General features: G+C 68.6%; 14 protein-coding genes. 5 read left to right on the top strand and 9 right to left on the bottom strand.

The annotated features are described in order from the left end of the window. Positions 1-58: 58 nt before the first annotated feature. A complete protein-coding gene (locus EIP85_RS03790; RefSeq protein WP_127900812.1) occupies positions 59-427 on the top strand; it encodes a rhodanese-like domain-containing protein in 369 nt (122 codons plus the stop codon). On the opposite strand, the gene EIP85_RS03785 is transcribed toward EIP85_RS03790, so the two are convergent. The 7 genes from EIP85_RS03785 to EIP85_RS03755 all read right to left on the bottom strand — a co-directional run bounded on the left by EIP85_RS03785 (position 424) and on the right by EIP85_RS03755 (position 10,035). Next, on the bottom strand, positions 424-1,614 hold the full coding sequence (locus EIP85_RS03785; protein WP_127900811.1) for an MFS transporter: 1,191 nt from the start codon (positions 1,612-1,614) through the stop codon (positions 424-426). The two genes, EIP85_RS03790 and EIP85_RS03785, sit on opposite strands and share 4 nt — an antisense overlap. 40 nt (positions 1,615-1,654) lie before the next feature. Continuing rightward, entirely contained in the window at positions 1,655-3,049 is a 1,395-nt protein-coding gene (lpdA, locus tag EIP85_RS03780) for a dihydrolipoyl dehydrogenase (protein WP_127900810.1), read from the bottom strand. 97 nt (positions 3,050-3,146) lie between these two features. Beyond that, positions 3,147-3,653: a GFA family protein gene (locus EIP85_RS03775; protein WP_206615446.1), complete on the bottom strand. Its 507-nt coding sequence runs from the start codon at positions 3,651-3,653 to the stop codon at positions 3,147-3,149. Between the two features lie 57 nt (positions 3,654-3,710). Further along, positions 3,711-4,283: a DUF924 family protein gene (locus EIP85_RS03770; RefSeq protein WP_127900809.1), complete on the bottom strand. Its 573-nt coding sequence runs from the start codon at positions 4,281-4,283 to the stop codon at positions 3,711-3,713. 60 nt (positions 4,284-4,343) lie between these two features. Further along, entirely contained in the window at positions 4,344-5,621 is a 1,278-nt protein-coding gene (locus tag EIP85_RS03765; protein ID WP_127900808.1) for an MFS transporter, read from the bottom strand. A gap of 98 nt (positions 5,622-5,719) precedes the next feature. Further along, positions 5,720-6,769 carry a tRNA preQ1(34) S-adenosylmethionine ribosyltransferase-isomerase QueA gene (gene queA / locus EIP85_RS03760; protein WP_127900807.1) on the bottom strand — a complete coding sequence of 350 codons (1,050 nt, stop codon included), beginning with the start codon at positions 6,767-6,769 and terminating at the stop codon, positions 5,720-5,722. After that, positions 6,766-10,035: a YhdP family protein gene (locus EIP85_RS03755; protein WP_127900806.1), complete on the bottom strand. Its 3,270-nt coding sequence runs from the start codon at positions 10,033-10,035 to the stop codon at positions 6,766-6,768. Before EIP85_RS03755 ends, queA begins: the two co-directional genes overlap by 4 nt. Positions 10,036-10,147: 112 nt before the next feature. Between EIP85_RS03755 and EIP85_RS03750 the strand changes: the two genes are divergently transcribed. From EIP85_RS03750 to EIP85_RS03735, 4 genes are all read left to right on the top strand, one after another. Then, the gene (locus EIP85_RS03750; RefSeq protein WP_127900805.1) at positions 10,148-10,609 is read left to right on the top strand and encodes a peroxiredoxin; all 462 of its coding nucleotides are present in this window, start codon (positions 10,148-10,150) and stop codon (positions 10,607-10,609) included. Further along, a complete protein-coding gene (locus EIP85_RS03745; RefSeq protein WP_127900804.1) occupies positions 10,606-11,430 on the top strand; it encodes a ferritin-like domain-containing protein in 825 nt (274 codons plus the stop codon). The genes EIP85_RS03750 and EIP85_RS03745 overlap by 4 nt, the downstream gene beginning before the upstream one ends. Before the next feature lie 156 nt (positions 11,431-11,586). Beyond that, positions 11,587-12,930 (top strand): DUF5930 domain-containing protein, encoded by a 1,344-nt coding sequence (locus EIP85_RS03740; RefSeq protein ID WP_127900803.1) that lies wholly within the window; start codon positions 11,587-11,589, stop codon positions 12,928-12,930. Continuing rightward, complete coding sequence (locus EIP85_RS03735; RefSeq protein WP_127900802.1) at positions 12,920-13,411, top strand: bactofilin family protein; 492 nt, start codon at positions 12,920-12,922, stop codon at positions 13,409-13,411. The genes EIP85_RS03740 and EIP85_RS03735 overlap by 11 nt, the downstream gene beginning before the upstream one ends. Positions 13,412-13,565: 154 nt before the next feature. Here the strand turns inward: EIP85_RS03735 and EIP85_RS03730 are convergent, their stop codons facing one another. Both EIP85_RS03730 and prfB read right to left on the bottom strand, forming a co-directional pair. Then, the gene (locus EIP85_RS03730) at positions 13,566-14,351 is read right to left on the bottom strand and encodes a DUF2189 domain-containing protein (RefSeq protein WP_127900801.1); all 786 of its coding nucleotides are present in this window, start codon (positions 14,349-14,351) and stop codon (positions 13,566-13,568) included. A 177-nt stretch (positions 14,352-14,528) separates the two neighbouring features. Further along, complete coding sequence (gene prfB / locus EIP85_RS03725; RefSeq protein WP_127900800.1) at positions 14,529-15,656, bottom strand: peptide chain release factor 2; 1,128 nt, start codon at positions 15,654-15,656, stop codon at positions 14,529-14,531. Between the last annotated feature and the right edge of the window lie 45 nt (positions 15,657-15,701).

The following is a 15,701-nucleotide window of genomic DNA, read 5'->3' as shown; positions in this document are numbered from 1 at the left end:
TCCCCTCCCGGCACGCCACCTTCCGCGCACCCCGACCCCGCTGCGAAAGGCATGCCCCATGTTCGGCTTCTTCAAATCCTCCGGCCCCGCCGTTCAGAAGATCGATCCGGCAGAGGCCGTGGCCCGCGCCCGGAAGGGAGAGCTGCTGGTGATCGACGTGCGCGACATCGGCGAGCTGCGCGCCACTGGCAAGGCCAAGGACGCGCTGCACATCCCGATGATGCTGCTTCGCACCAAGGCAGACCCGCAAAGCGACGAACGTGACAAGCGCCTCTCGGTCGAGAAGCCGGTGGCGCTCTACTGCGCCTCGGGCGGGCGCTCGCAGGCGGCGGCGAAGCAGATGCTCGCGATGGGCTATACCGAGGTCTACAACATCGGCGGCCTGGGCGACTGGCGCGCCGGCGGTGGGTTGGTGAACCCGGTCTAGACCGCGCTCCGGCGCCGCCGCGCCGCCATCCAGGCGTGCATGGCGATCCCGGCCACGCAGAGCGGCGCGACGAAGACCACCGCGCCGTTGATCCCCAGCCCGGCGATCAGCGCGGCAAGGATCGGCGTGCCGCTCGCCGTGCCCAGATTGCCCAGCTGCGCCACCGCCCCGGCGGCCCGTGCCCGGTCCTCGGGCGCGGCGTTCAGCTCGGGGATCGCCGCGAAGCTCGCCCCCTGAACCAGGCCCAGCGCCGCGCCAAGAACGAGGATCGCGCCGAAGGCGACCCCCGGTTCGCCCCAGAACACCCGCATCGCCAGCACCGCGAGAAGGCCAAGCGCAAAGCCCCCCTGCACCACGCGGACCGCCCCCACCCGCCGGATCAGCCAGACGCCCAGGCTCAGCGAGGCGATGATGCTGACCAGCGGCAGGGCGAAGGCCACCGCCTCCCGCCCGGCCCCGGCCAGCGGCGGCAGCAGGGTAAGAAGCGCCACGTAAGTCACTGTGTAGAAGACGAAACCCGCCGCGGGTGCCGCGACCGAGGGCGAACGGTAGATCGCCGCATGCAGCCCCGGCAGTTCCACCAGCCGCAACGCCCGTCCGCCGCGGGCATCAGCGGGCAGCATCGGCCAAAGGAGCATCGCGAAAAACGTCAGCCAGCCGGCATGCGCCAACAGCAGCGCCTGTAGCCCACCCAGCGCGAGGATCCCCGGCACCACCAGCGCTGTCAGCGCGAAGGAGACCCCGAAGAAGGTCGCCCACAGCGACATCGCCAGCCCCTGCCAGCGAAGCGGCGCGATCTGCGCGATCAGCACCGGCCCGGCGACGACGATGGCGAGCTGCGAAAGCCCTTCGGCCGCGCGCAGCGCCATCATCACCGGATAGGGCGGAAGGAACGCCTCCAGCGCCGACAGCACCGCGCCCAGAAGCAGCCCGGCGATCAGCGTGCGTCGAAGCCCCGCGCGCTCGACCAGCAGCCCCGCGGTGGTGCCAAGCGCCAGCCCGACGAGGCCGACGATCGAGACCATGAAGCCCATCGCCACCGGCCCCTGCCCCGGATAGGCCGCCGCGAAGCGGCCATAGGCCAGGCTGATCTTGCCGAACTGCGCGGCGGCACCCAGGCCGGCGGCCCAGATCGCGAGGATTTGCAGCGCCGGCAGAAGGCGCCTCTGGGCGGGTTCGGCCGGCATGGTCCCCTGCTCGGGTCTGGGTTTGGGTCTGGGTCTGGCGTCAGAAATGGATGGCGCGGCCGTAGGCGTCCAGCACGGCCTCGTGCATCATCTCCGAAAGCGTCGGATGCGGGAAGACGGTCTCCATCAGCTCGGCTTCCGTCGTCTCCAGCGTGCGGCCGACGATATAGCCCTGGATCAGCTCGGTCACTTCCGCGCCGACCATGTGAGCGCCCAGCAGCTCGCCCGTCTTGGCGTCGAAGACGGTCTTTACCATCCCCTCCGGCTCGCCCAGCGCGATCGCCTTGCCGTTGCCGATGAAGGGGAAGCGGCCGACGTTGATCTCGTAGCCCGCCTCCTTTGCCTTCGCCTCGGTCAGCCCGACAGAGGCGACCTGCGGATAGCAATAGGTGCAGCCGGCGATGGAGCCCGGGCGAACGGCATGCGGATGACCGCCTGCGACCAGCTCGGCCACCATGACGCCCTCGTGGCTGGCCTTGTGCGCCAGCCAGGGCGCGCCCGCGATATCGCCGATGGCATAGAGGCCGGGCACGCCGGTCCGGCAGTACTCGTCCACCACGACATGAGTGCGGTCGACCTTCACGCCGACCTTTTCCAGCCCCAGCCCCTCGACATTGCCGACGATCCCCACGGCAGAGATCACCGTGTCGAATTCCTTGGTCTCGGTCTTGCCGCCGGTCTCGATATGGGCCGTCACCTTGTCGGCCGCGCGGTCGAGCTTCTTGACGGTCGCCTTCTCGAGGATCGTCATCCCCTGCTTGACGAACTGCTTCTTGGCGAAGGCGGAGATTTCGGCATCCTCCACCGGCAGGATCCGGTCCATCACCTCGACCACCGTCGTCTCGGCGCCCAGCGTGTTGAAGAAGCTCGCGAATTCGATGCCGATCGCGCCCGATCCGATCACAAGCAGCTTCTTGGGCATATGCGGCGGCTGCAGCGCGTGCTTGTAGGACCAGACACGCTTGCCGTCGGCCTCGAGCCCCGGCAGGTCGCGGGCCCGCGCCCCGGTCGCCAGCACCACGGATTTGGCGGTCAGCTCCTCGGTGCCCTTCTCGGTTTTCACCGTCACCGCGGTCGGCGAGGTCAGCGTCGCCTCGCCCATCACCACCGTGACCTTGTTCTTCTTCAGCAGATGCCCGACCCCGCCCGAAAGCTGCTTGGCCACGCCGCGCGAACGTTTCACCACCGCGTCGATGTCGTAGCCGATGTTCTCCGCCTTCAGGCCAAAGTCCTTGGCCCGCTCCATCAGGTGGAACACTTCGGCCGACCGCAGCAGGGCCTTCGTCGGGATGCAGCCCCAGTTGAGGCAGATGCCGCCCAGATGCTCGCGTTCCACCACGGCGACGTTCAGCCCAAGCTGGGCGCCACGGATGGCGCAGACGTAGCCACCGGGGCCCGCCCCGATCACGATCATGTCGAAAGCCTTCGCCGGCATCGCATCCTCCCCTTCGGAAAAAGTAGTTGACCTTTAAACTAGTTCCCCTTGACGAGCAATGAAGCCTGCGCCGCAGGGCCCTTCGCTGAATGCATGGCTAGTCCGCCCCCGGTGGCCAGGCCTCGCCGACGATCCGCGCCCGGTCGAAGACATGCGGCGCGGAGGGCGTGCCGTCGGCTGCCGCCGCATGTTCCCCGAAGGCGTTGATGCCCGGCAGGATCGCCGAATCCGGCCGGGCCACGTCGAGATAGATCTGCTTGGAGCTCGCCGGATCCAGCCGGATCCAGGACGGATCATCGAAAGTGCCGGCATAGAGACCCGCAAAGCCCGGGAAGCGCTCGAAGGTCATGTAGAGCTTGGTGCCGCAGTCGGGGCAGAAATGGATGTGGACCAGCTTGCCACTGCCTTCCGAACGGTGGTCGTACACCTTGGGCTCCCCCCGCGTCACCGTCAGCGCGGACAGCTCGAAATTGGCGTTCGTCATCGGTCCGCCCCCGGTTGCCCGCTGGCAGAACCGGCAGTGGCAGATGGTGACGCGAACAGGCTCGCCCCGGGTCTCGTACCGGATCGCGCCGCACAGACAGCCGCCCTCGTGAGTGCTCATTGCCCCTCCTTGCCCTGCCGGGAGTGCTACCACGGCCGGCGCCGCGGCATCAGATGCTCAGCCGCCCAAATGCTTCACGATCGCGCCGTAGCCCCCGTCGTCCAGAAACGACGCCTCTTCCTCCGTCGTATCCCGGTCGAGCGCACCATTGCGGTGCGGGAAGCGGCCGAAGCGGCGGATGACCTCGCGATGGGCGCGGGCGTGCAGGTGGTTGTGATCGCCCGTCTCCGGCATCCGCTCCGCCATCAGGCCGACGCAGCGGTCCTGGTGAGAGAGATCCTCGGAATGCATGAAGGGCATGTAGAAGAACTGCCGCGCCGGCTCCGCCACCTCCAGGTCCCAGCCCTCCTCCAGCGCCTTCGCCGCCGCCGCCCGCGCCCGTGCGTCGGTCGCGAAGGCATCGGACTCGCCGCGGAACATGTTGCGGGGGAACTGGTCGGTCAGGATCAGGTAGGCCAACGCCGACCGCGGCCCGCTCAGCCAGCTCTCAAGCCTGCCGGCCGCCGCCGCGCGCCACGTCTCCTCGAAGCGCTCCCGGATCTCGGCATCCAGAGCCTTGCCCCCTGCGTACCAGCGCTCGGGCCCCAGCTCATCCAGCCAAAAGGCGAGAATCTCTTCGGGATCGGACATCGCGGCCTCCGCATTGCTGCCGCCCGAACCTGACAGGTTCCCCGACGGGGCGCAACGCGCTCAGCCCAGCGCCGCATCCTCCGCCGGCGCATCGGCCGCGCCCTCGGCCGCCTCCTGCGCCGCCTCCACCGCCACGCCCACGGCGAGCGCCGAGGCCGCCGGCGACAGCGGCGTGAAGCTGCCCGGCTGCTCCACCACCGCGTGCGGGCGCCGCGTCATCCGCCAGCCGGCATAAAGCGCCATCGCCACGAAGAGGATCGACATGAAGAGAAAGAACCCCGAGGGCCCGACCCCCGCCATCACCCAGCCGGTGATCATCGGCCCCGTGATCGCGCCCAGCCCGTTGACGAAGATCAGCCCGGCCGAGGCCGCGGCCATGTCCGGCCCTTCAAGGTAGTCGTTCACATAGGCCACCAGCAGCGAGTAAAGCGGGTTGGAGGTCCCCCCCATCAGCGCCGCGATGCCCGTCAGCACCCAGAAGCCCGGCGCGAAGATCACCGCCGTGGCCGTCACAACCGCGCCGATCACCGCCAGGGCCAGGATCAGCAACCGCCGGTCCATCCGGTCCGAAAGCCAGCCGATCGGATATTGGAACACCAGCCCGCCGACGTAGATCATCGCCACGAAGATCGACAGCTGGCGCACGCTCAGCCCCACCGCCGTGCCCCAGACCGAGGCCATGCCGAACTGCGCCGAGAAGACGCCGCCCAGCAGGAACATCGCCACGATGCCCAGGGGTGAGGTCTTGTAGAGCTTGCGGAAGCTCAGCGCTTCTGTCTTCTCGAAGGCCGGCGCGGCGGAGATCGACAGAAGGATCGGCGTGAAGGCGACCGAGACCAGCACCGAGGGGATCACGAAGAGGATGTAGCCCGCCGGGTCGGCGAAGTTCAGCAGCGTCTGCGCCGCGATGATCCCGATCATCTGCACGATGATGTAGAGCGACAGCGCCTTGCCCCGGTTCTCGTTGGTCGAGGCGTTGTTGAGCCAGCTCTCGGCGGTGATGTAGACCCCCGAGAAGGAGAAGCCGATCACCACGCGCTCGACGGACCAGGCGATCCAGTCGGGCGCCACGGCATACATGATCAGCACCGCCGAGATCAGCGATCCCAGCGCCGCGAAGACCCGCACATGGCCGACCCTGCGCAGCATCTCCGGCGTCATCCGGCTGCCGAAGAGGAAGCCGAGGAAATAGGAAGACATGACGACCGACATGTGCAGGGTCGAGATCCCCTCGATCCCGCCGCGGATGCCAAGGAGCGTGCCCTGCATGCCGTTGCCCAGCATCAGAAGCATGATGCCGAGAAGCAGGGCCCAGGAATTGCGCAGAACGGTCAGCATAGGATCTTATCGCCTTGTCTTGGCCCCTCCGATAGGCGCCCCGGCCCCGCCACGCTAAGGCGAGACCGACACAACCCTGTCGGGAAGCGCCCTTACTTTCAGGGCAGAAGCAACGAGGCGTCGCCGTAAGAGAAGAAGCGGTACCCTTCGGCCACCGCATGGTCGTAGATCCGGCGGATCCTCTCCTGCCCCATCAGCGCCGAAACCAGCATCATCAGCGTGGATTTCGGCAGGTGGAAATTCGTCATCAGCGCATCGGCCATGCGGAAGCGATAGCCGGGATAGATGAAGATTTCGGTCGTTCCCCGCCAGGGATGCAGCGTGCCGCCAAGATCGGCGGCGCTCTCGATCAGCCGAAGCGCCGTGGTGCCGACGGCAATCACCCGCCCGCCCGCCGCGCGATGGGCGTTGACGGCCGCGGCAGCCTCTTCGGTCACCTCGCCCCATTCGGCGTGCATCTTGTGGGTGGTCACATCCTCCACCTTCACCGGCAGGAAGGTGCCCGCGCCCACATGCAGCGTCACCTCGGCGAATTTCACGCCCCGCGCCTTCAGCGCGGCCAGAAGCGCGTCGTCGAAATGCAGGCTCGCCGTCGGCGCCGCCACCGCGCCGGCGCGCCGGGCGAAGACGGTCTGGTAATCCTCGTTGTCCTGCCGGTCGGCCGGCCGCTTGGCCGCGATATAGGGCGGCAGCGGCATCGCGCCCGCCTCGGCCAGCGCGCGGTCGAAATCCTCGCCCTTCAGGTTGAAGTCGAGCCGGATCGCCGTCTCGTCCCGCCCCTTCACCTCGGCAGAGAGCGCATCGGAGAAAACCACCACCTCGCCCTCGGCAAGCTTGCGCATCGGCTTGGCAAGCGCGCTCCAGCAGCCGTCTGCCTGCGGCTCCAGCAGCGTCACCTCGATCCCGGCGCGGCTCACCCCCTGCCCGGTCACCCGGTCGCGATACCCGCTCAGCCGCGCCGGGATCACCTTGGTGTTGTTCAGCACCATCAGGTCGTCCGGCCCCAGCAGCCCGGCCAGGTCGCGCACGTGCAGATCGTGGATGTCGTCGCCCTCCGCCACCAGCATCCGCGCGGAACTGCGCGGCCGCGCCGGCCGGGTGGCGATCAGCGCCTCTGGCAGTTCGAAATCGAAATCGTCCAGCTTCATTTCTTGTCCAGGCTCGGCGGCGGACCGCGGAACAGGTTGCGGAACATCCAGGGCGTCAGGATCGACAGCGGATTGACCGAGACCTTCGGATTGGCCGAGGTCCCGCGCAGGCGGTAGTTGAACCCGAAGAGCCCCTCGCCCGCCCCGGTCAGGATCGACCCGATCCCATTCAGGAAATAGATCGGCGAGATCACGCCCTGCATGTTGAACACATCCGTCTTCAGATCGAAGAGCCCCGCCGCCGAGATCCCCATGGAGGGCCCGATGGCGGAGCCCTTCGTCACGTCGATCGCATCCGGCGTCAAGCGGAAGTCGGCCTTCACCTGGGAAAAGCCGATGCCCGGCCCGTTGAGCTGGTCGAGCAGCCCGACAATGGAGATCGCCTCCAGAAGGTCGGCCAGCCCGGGCGCCTTCACCACCTTGATGTTCTGGATGTCGAGATGGCCGTTGTACTGCCCCGGTTCCTTGCGCGGGATCAGCGTCAGGTCCAGCGTCCCGCCCCGGCCCTTGTCGAAGACCCCCGCCGCCCCGATCGTCGCCCCCGCGTCCGCGGCGCGGATGCGCACCGCGGTGCCGTCGGCAGAGGGGACCACCGTGCCCTGCACCTGCGCCTTGCCGTTGACCTGGGCGCCGAATGTGCCGTTGAAGCCGCCGAGCGTGGTGAAATCGCCCTTGAACCCTGTCAGCACGATCCCCTGCGACACGATCAGCTTGTCGAGCGACAGCGTGATCGGCACCGCCAGCCCGCGCGTGGCGCTCCTTCGGAAGGTGGCGTGGCGCAGGTCGATCGTGCCGCCCTTCATCGTCACCGCGACCCCGGCCTTGCCCCGGCCGATCAGGTCCACCGGCCCGTCAAGCCATCCGCCCAGCCGCACCCGTGCCAGCCGCACCGCGTTGAGCGTCCCGTTGTGGTTCAGCACCACCCGGCCCGTCGCATCGAGCCCCGCGCCCCTGAGCTCCAGCTTGTCGATCGAGACCGGCTTGCCCAGTCGGCCGGCCACCACCAGCGTCCCCTTGGCACCCTCGGGCTTGGCCCAGCCCAGCTCCGGCAGGGCGAGGCCGACCCCGGCAAGGTCGGAGGTCAGCTTGAACGTGCCGCCGCCCTTGGTCAGGTCCGCCTCGATATGGCCCGCGCCATGGCCGGTGACCGCGCCCTTGGGCAGGCCGATGTGGAACTCGTCCACGAAGGCCTGCGACATCTCCACCGTGCCGCTCAGATGGCTGGTCTTGCCTTCGCCGGGGGCAAGGCCCTGGCTCCAGGTCACATCGACCGGCAGCACGCCCATCTTGCCCTTGCCGGAGATCTGGATGCGGTCGTTGTCGACGCTGACGGCAAGGCTCGGCGCGGTCAGCACTCGGCCCTGGACGATCTTGGCGCTCCTCACATCCGAAAGCGTTCCGGTCACGTTGTAGGTGACATCCGGCAGCTTGATCTGATCGGCCAGCGGCAGCTTGATCGTGGCGTTGAGATCCGCGGTCCCGTCGGCCAGATCCACCGGCTGGCCGGCCTTGGTCAGGAACCGGAACGGCGGCTGGTCCAGCAGCGACAGCGCCGCCGTGATCGAGGAATGGGTCTTCAGCGTGACCACCGCCGGCGGCGGCTTCACATCGATGTCGGGCACCGCAAAGACCGATCCCGCAACATCCACCGATCCGCCCTGCGGCGCGTCGATATGGCCCTTGTCGACCACCATCGTATAGGTCTTGCCCTCGATCGTGGCATAGCCCCGGCCGGACCGGATCGGCGGCAGCGTCTTGATGAAGCGAACATCGGCGTTGGAGAAATCATAGCCCAGCGACAGGACCGGCGCCTTGTCCTGCGCCGGGTCGAGCCGCAGCGCCGCATGGACGTTGAACAGAAGGCCTGTCTGCACGTTCTCCGACAGCCACTCCCGCGTCTTCGGCACCAGGAAGACCGGCCAGAGCGCCAGCAGGTCGGTGTGGCTGATCTGGTTCAGCTGGGTGTCGAGCGCCACCTTCCAGCCCTCCGGCGTCGCCGCGAAATCGCCCGAGGCGAGGATCCGCCGCGGCCCCTCCATCAGCATCAGCTGGCCAAGCTGCAGGTTGAACGGCTCCAGGTTCAGCTTCAGGTCGATCTCACCCCTGGAGAATTGCACCGGCTGCTCGAAAAGCCCCTTGGGATCGACCATCACCTGGGTCAGGTTCACCTGCCCTACCAGCGTCTTGGGCAGCCCGTTGACCATGTCGCGCAGATAGGCGTGCGCTGTGGCCCGGACGCGGAGCGAGGCGCTCTGGATCGACATCTCGGTGAAATCGACCTTCTGGGCCGCCGGGTCGTAGCGGAAGGCCAGCGTGCCGCTGTCGAAGCCGATCGGCGGCGTCCCCGCATTGACCTTGACCGCGCCCTTCCCGAAGTTGAGCGAGCCGCCGATGCCGCTGATCTGGCCGTCGCCACCCACGCTGGCCCGGAAATCGCCGGAGATCGGCGCGCGCACGACCTTGAGGAAGGCCAGCGCGGGCGCCTCGGCGGCAATGTCGGCGCCGTCGACATTCTCGACCCGGACCGACATGCGCGCCTCCGGCGTGGCCTTGCGGCTGACGAATGTCACCACCGCCCGGGCCGGATCGCCCTCCGGGTTGGCCAGCCCGAAGCCCAGCTCGATCGAGACCTGCCGCGCATCCTGCACCAGCGCCAGCCGCCCGTCGCCGACCTGCCAGACCCGATGCGCCCGCGCGTCGTTCAGGCTGAGGCTCAGCGCATCGGCCCGGATCCGCTTCAGATGCGCCAGAAGCGGGGTTTCAAGCGCATGATCGATCTCGGCCAGAATGCCTCCGATCGAGGGCACGCGCCGCTGCGCCGCGCCCAGACCCTTGCCCAGGCCTATGTTCAGGCTTCCGTTGGCGTTCCTCTGCAGGCTCAGCCGCGCGCCCGAGACGGTAAGCGTGCTCGGCGCCAGCCGCCCCTGCAGCAGCGCCGCCAGCGACAGCGAGGCCCGCACCTCCGGCAGGTCGGCCAGGTCTCGCCCCCCGGGCTCGGTCAGCCGCACATTGGCCAGCCGCACCCGCGGCAGCCCGTCGGTGCCGATCAAGAGCTGCGCGCCGCCAATATGCAGCTTCGCCTGGTCGCCAAGCCGCGCGTTCACCCGCGCCTCGACGCCCTGCACCAGCCAGCCCGGCGCCACCAGCGGCTTGCCGGTGACCACGAGCAGGCCCACCGCCGCCACGGCAAGCATCAGCGCCAGGCTCAGAAGCGCCCAGAGGCCCAACCGGCCGCGCCGCTGTATCTCGCTGGCTGCCTCGCTCATCTCTTCCCCGGGTGGTGTCCGGCCCACCCTGACCATTGCTGCTCGTCTTTATCTTTGTCCGAAACCAGCTAAAACACCAAGTTGCATCACCTGACTGTCAAAAGAGGCTGCCATGCTCGAAATCGGCGGAACCGCGCCCGACTTCACCCTGCCGCGCGATGGCGGCGGCACCGTCACCCTGTCCGCCCTGCGCCCGAAGGCGGTCGTCCTCTACTTCTACCCGAAGGACGACACCCCCGGCTGCACCACCGAGGCGCTCGACTTCACCGCCCGCGCGGCAGAGTTCGAGGCCGCCGGCGCCGTGGTCATCGGCATTTCCAAGGACCCGGTCGCATCGCACGACAAGTTCGTCGCCAAGCATTCGCTGGGCATCGCGCTCGTCTCCGACGCCGAGGGCGACACCTGCGAGGCCTATGGCACCTGGGGCGAGAAGAAGATGTACGGCAAGACCTTCATGGGCATCACCCGCACCACCGTGCTTGTCGACGGCGCCGGCAAGGTCGCGCGCGTCTGGCCCAAGGTGAAGGTCGCAGGCCATGCCGACGAGGTGCTGGAGGCGGTGCGCGCCCTGTGACCCTCCCGCTTGCAGAACGCGCGGCCGAGGTGCTCCGCACCGCCGACGGCCGCGCCAAGACCGCCCTCAGCCTCCGCCACGCCGCCGAATGGCAGGCGGCGCGTGCCGCCGGCGCCCCTTTCGCCACCGGCACGGCCACCCCGCCCGCGCGGCCCGCAAGGCCGGAAAAGCCCGACCTCCTCGCCCCGCGCGACGTCCCCCGCCGCCGCCCCGGCTCGCCCGAGGGGCGCATCGCGCTTCTCCACGCCGTCGCCCATATCGAGCTGAACGCCGTCGACCTGCACTGGGACATCATCGCCCGCTTCGGCCACGTGCCGATGCCGCCCGGCTTCTACGACGACTGGGTCAAGGCCGCGGCGGAGGAGAGCAAGCACTTCAACCTCGTCTCCGACTGCCTCGAACGGCTCGGCAGCCATTACGGCGCCCTGCCCGCCCATGCCGGCATGTGGCGCGCGGCCGAGGATACGGCCGAAGACCTGATGGGCCGCCTCGCCGTCGTGCCGATGGTGCTGGAGGCGCGCGGCCTAGACGTCACCCCGAACATGATCGAGGTCTTCCGCAAGCAGGCGGACGCGGAGACGGTCGCAGCCCTCGAGACGATCTACGCCGAGGAGGTCGGCCACGTCGCGTACGGCTCCAAATGGTTCAACTTCCTCTGCGGCCGCGAGAACCTGGACCCGAAGGACGTGTTCCACACGCTGGTGCGCAAATACTTCCACGGCGCCCTCAAGCCCCCCTTCAACGAGGAGAAACGCGCCGAGGCCGGCCTGCCGCCCGATTTCTACTGGCCGCTCGTCGAGCGCGGGGACGACGCGGAATAGGCGAGGTTTCGCCAACCGGCGCTCCCAGGTGCCGCAGCCCCCGCCGGGGCGGCCCAAACGGGTTGCGACCGGGCCGTTCCCGACGCTATTGACGTTCCATGCGCCCGGCCCGGCAGGGGCCGCCGCGCGAGGATGGGAAACGACAGGGCAAGATCAGTGGTCGGACGGATATCGCATCGCCTCGGCACGGCGCTTGACCGCGTCCTGCCCGAACAGCGCCTGTTCCTCCGATCCGATACCGAGACCCGCTTCGTCCGCCTCCGCCCGTCGACCCAGGCCTTCGTGCTGACCGGCGCGGCCCTCCTCGTCTGCTGGACCATCTTCGCCACCGCCGTCGTGCTCGTCGGCGCGCTCTCCGCTGGGGATGCCCGCCACCAGGCGATGCTGGAGCAGGCCAATTACGAAACCCGCCTGAACACCCTTGCCCATCAGCGCGACACCCGCGCGGAAGAGGCCTCCTCCGCCCAGGCCCGCTTCAACACCGCGCTGAGCCAGGTCTCGCAGATGCAGTCCCAGCTCCTGGGGTCCGAGGACCACCGCCGCGAGCTGGAGACCGGGATCGAGGTGATCCAGAAGACGCTCCGCCGCACAATCAAGGAACGCGACGACGCGCGCGACGCGGTGACCCAGCTGAAGGCCCAGCTCGCCCACGCCACCGGCGCCGACCGGACCGTGGCGGGCCGGGCGAAGGACGTGGGCTCCACGCTCGACGTGCTCTCCGCCCAGCTCTCCGACACCGCCGCCGCGCGCGACGCCGCCATCGCCAAGGCCGCCGTGGCCAATGCGCAGGCCGACAAGGCCCGGCTCGACACCCGGCTGATCCAGCAGCGCAACGCGCTGATCTTCTCCAAGCTCGAACGCGCCGTCGCCACCTCGATGGCCCCGCTCGACAAGATCTTCCGCTCCGTCGGCCTCGACCCGAAGAAGGTGATCGCCGAGATCCGCTCCGGCTACGCCGCCGGCCAGGGGGGACCGCTGACGCCGATCGCCCAGCCCGGCAAGGACCAGCAGGGCGCGCTCGACATCGACCGCGCCAACCGCGTGCTCGACGGCCTGCGCAAGGTCAACGACTACCGCCTGGCCGCGCTGCGGATCCCGCTCGGCCTGCCGCTCAGGACGGCCTTCCACTATTCCTCGCCCTTCGGCTACCGCAAGGATCCGTTCACGGGCAAGGGCAGCGTCCATCCCGGCCAGGACCTCGCCGGGGCCTATGGCTCACCGATCTACACCTCCGCTGACGGTGTCGTGATCCATGCCGGCTGGGACGGCGGCTATGGCCGCGAAGTCCTGATCCGCCACGCCTTCGGCATCGAAACCCTCTACGGCCACATGTCGCAAATCCGCGTAAGCGTCGGCCAAAGGGTCTCGCGCGGCCAGCGGATCGGTGATATGGGCAGTTCTGGACGCTCGACCGGACCCCATGTCCACTATGAAATCCGCGTCGGCAACAAACCCGTCAATCCGACCCCCTATATCAAGGCAGGGAGCTATGTTTTCTAAAAGCAGGATCAACGAACCCGGGCCGAAACAGGCTAGCGAAACCGAGAAACCGGCGGAAGCCGCACCCGCCGCGCCCCGCCCGATGGGAGAGCTGACGCCGACGACGCCGAAGGCCAAGCCCGCCCCCTCCGTGCTGTCGTCCGACCTCACGATCACCGGCAACATCAAGACCACCGGCGACATCCAGATCGAAGGCGTCGTCGAAGGCGACATCCGCGCGCATCTGCTGACCGTCGGCGAAGGCGCGACGATCCGGGGCGAGATCGTGGCCGACGACATCGTCGTGAACGGCCGCGTTGTGGGCCGGGTGCGCGGCCTGAAGGTCCGCCTGACCTCGACCGCCCGCGTCGAAGGCGACATCATCCATAAGACCATCGCGATCGAGAGCGGCGCCCATTTCGAAGGCTCCGTGCAGCGCCAGGACGATCCGCTGGCCGCCTCCACCAAGGCGATCGCGGCGCCCAAGGCCTCGAACGCCTGAGGCAAGGCCGATCCGGCATCAGGGCCCGGAGGCGTGCGGCTGATCGCCAGCGCGCCCCGGGCCCTCGCATTTCCGCCTGCCCGTTCCTCCGCCCTCCCCGGGCGTCCTCGCGCGGTGAAGGGCCCCGCCCCCGTCAGGCCGCGACGGGCGCGTGTCACCGAACGGCCAGCGCCGCCCGGTAGATATGCCAGCTGGCATGTCCCAGCACCGGCAGCACGATGAACAGGCCGAGGAACGCGGGCACCATCCCGACGAAAAGCAGCAGCGCGATCGCCAGGGCCCAGACCGCCGTCGGCGCCGGGTTCTGGATCACCACGTTGACCGAGGTAATCATCGCGCTGACGAAATCGATCTCGCGGTCGAGGATCAGCGGCAGCCCGACCACGGTGGTCGAGAACAGCACCGCCGCGAAGCCCGCGCCGACCACGCTGCCCACCGCCAGCATCGCCAGCCCGTCCCCGCTCAGCAGCACCCCCAGCGGATCGCTGGAGACGTTGACCATGGCCGAAAGCCCCAGAAACAGCGCGAAGATCGTGTGGGCGACGAAAAGCCAGAGCAGGAACAGGAACAGGATCACCACCGCCATCGCCGGCACCTGCCGGTCCTTCTGGCGCAGCACCACGCCCAGCACCGCGCCCCAGCGCAGCGGCTCCCCCGCCTCGAGCCTCCGCGACACCTCGTATAGGCCGACGGCGGCGAAGGGTCCCAGGATCGGGAAGCCGATGGCAAGCGGGAAGATCAGGATCTCGCGCCCGACCCGCTGCAGCGCGTAGAGAAGCACGAAGCCCCCCGCGACATAGACCGCCGAGAAGAACAGCCCGAAAAGCGGCGCCCGCCTGAAATCGCGCCACCCAAGGCGCAGTGCATCCGTCAGGGTATGGAGCGCGATCATCTGCACCCGCGGCACCGGCGAAGCCATCGGCGACTGAGACTGCGTCATCCTCCCCCCTTCCTCCTTGCCTCAGGCTAGGGGAGGCCGTGCCACACGGCAATATCCCGCACGCGGGACTGTCTTGCGCCGTGATCCGATCTCAGGCCTTTCGGCAACGCCAGGGCCCGCCGACCCGATCCCGCCGCGGTTCCGCAGCAGGCCTTGGGCCAGGCGTCCGTTCCGGCCTCAGGCCTCGCCCTGCGCGTCGGCCCGGCTCTTGCCCGCGACCTGCTGCGCCAGCGTCGCCGCCATGAACTGGTCGAGATCGCCGTCCAGCACGCCCTGCGTGTCCGAGGTTTCCACCCCGGTCCGCAGGTCCTTCACCATCTGGTAGGGCTGCAGCACGTAGGAACGGATCTGGTTGCCCCAGCCGGCATCGCCCTTGGCCTCGTGCTGGGCGTTGATCTCGGCATTGCGCTTGTCGAGTTCCAGCTGGTAGAGCCGCGCCTTCAGCGCGTTCATCGCCACTTCCCGGTTCTGGTGCTGCGACTTCAGCGAGGAGGTCACCACGATCCCCGTAGGCAGGTGGGTGATCCGCACCGCCGAGTCGGTCTTGTTGACGTGCTGGCCGCCGGCGCCCGAGGCCCGCATCGTGTCCAGCCGGATGTCCTTGTCGGCGATCTGGATGTCGATCGTGTCGTCCACCACCGGGTAGACCCAGACCGCAGAGAAGGACGTGTGGCGCCGCGCCGCCGAATCGTAGGGCGAGATCCGCACCAGCCGATGCACGCCGCTTTCCGACTTCAGCCAGCCGTAGGCATTGTGGCCGCTGATCTTGTAGGTCGCGGACTTGATCCCCGCCTCTTCGCCGGCGCTCTCGTCCAGAAGCTCGACGCTGTAGCCGTGCTTCTCCGCCCAGCGGACATACATCCGCGCCAGCATCGAGGCCCAGTCGCAGCTCTCGGTGCCGCCCGCGCCTGCGTTGATCTCCAGGAAGGTGTCGTTGCCGTCGGCCTCGCCGTCGAGCAGCGCCTCCAGCTCCTTGCCCGCGGCGCGTTCCCGAAGCGCCTTCAGCGCCGCCTCGGCCTCGGCCACGACCTCGTCATCTCCTTCCGCCTCTCCGAGCTCGATAAGGCCCGTGTTGTCCTCAAGCTCGCCCTTGATCGACTTGTAGGTAGTGACCGCGTCCAGCAGCGTCTGGCGCTCCCGCATCAGCTTCTGCGCGCGGGTGGGATCGGACCAGAGGTCGCCATCCTCGATCAGCGCGTCGAACTCCTCCAGCCGGTGCGGCGCCGTCTCCCAGTCCATCCGCTGCGCCAGAAGCGCCAGCGATTTCTCGATGGCTTCGACGACATTCTGCATCTCGGCGCGCATCGCCCTCTCCCCGGTCCTGGTTCCAGCCGGTCAGATAACGTCTCG

This window comes from Solirhodobacter olei (genome assembly GCF_004010155.1).
GTDB classification, from domain to species: Bacteria; Pseudomonadota; Alphaproteobacteria; order Rhodobacterales; family Rhodobacteraceae; genus Solirhodobacter; species Solirhodobacter olei.
The sequence above is the reverse complement of the archived record's forward strand: the minus strand, read 5'-3'. Positions and strand labels throughout refer to the sequence as shown.

Excerpts from the sequence above, each read along its gene's own strand:
- EIP85_RS03775 (WP_206615446.1), bottom strand. The coding sequence starts at position 3,653 with ATGAGCACTCACGAGGGCGGCTGTCTGTGCGGCGCGATCCGGTACGAG.
- EIP85_RS03755 (WP_127900806.1), bottom strand. The coding sequence starts at position 10,035 with ATGAGCGAGGCAGCCAGCGAGATACAGCGGCGCGGCCGGTTGGGCCTC.
- EIP85_RS03790 (WP_127900812.1), top strand. The coding sequence starts at position 59 with ATGTTCGGCTTCTTCAAATCCTCCGGCCCCGCCGTTCAGAAGATCGAT.
- prfB (WP_127900800.1), bottom strand. The coding sequence starts at position 15,656 with ATGCGCGCCGAGATGCAGAATGTCGTCGAAGCCATCGAGAAATCGCTG.
- EIP85_RS03735 (WP_127900802.1), top strand. The coding sequence starts at position 12,920 with ATGTTTTCTAAAAGCAGGATCAACGAACCCGGGCCGAAACAGGCTAGC.
- EIP85_RS03785 (WP_127900811.1), bottom strand. The coding sequence starts at position 1,614 with ATGCCGGCCGAACCCGCCCAGAGGCGCCTTCTGCCGGCGCTGCAAATC.
- EIP85_RS03750 (WP_127900805.1), top strand. The coding sequence starts at position 10,148 with ATGCTCGAAATCGGCGGAACCGCGCCCGACTTCACCCTGCCGCGCGAT.
- lpdA (WP_127900810.1), bottom strand. The coding sequence starts at position 3,049 with ATGCCGGCGAAGGCTTTCGACATGATCGTGATCGGGGCGGGCCCCGGT.
- queA (WP_127900807.1), bottom strand. The coding sequence starts at position 6,769 with ATGAAGCTGGACGATTTCGATTTCGAACTGCCAGAGGCGCTGATCGCC.
- EIP85_RS03770 (WP_127900809.1), bottom strand. The coding sequence starts at position 4,283 with ATGTCCGATCCCGAAGAGATTCTCGCCTTTTGGCTGGATGAGCTGGGG.
- EIP85_RS03730 (WP_127900801.1), bottom strand. The coding sequence starts at position 14,351 with ATGACGCAGTCTCAGTCGCCGATGGCTTCGCCGGTGCCGCGGGTGCAG.
- EIP85_RS03765 (WP_127900808.1), bottom strand. The coding sequence starts at position 5,621 with ATGCTGACCGTTCTGCGCAATTCCTGGGCCCTGCTTCTCGGCATCATG.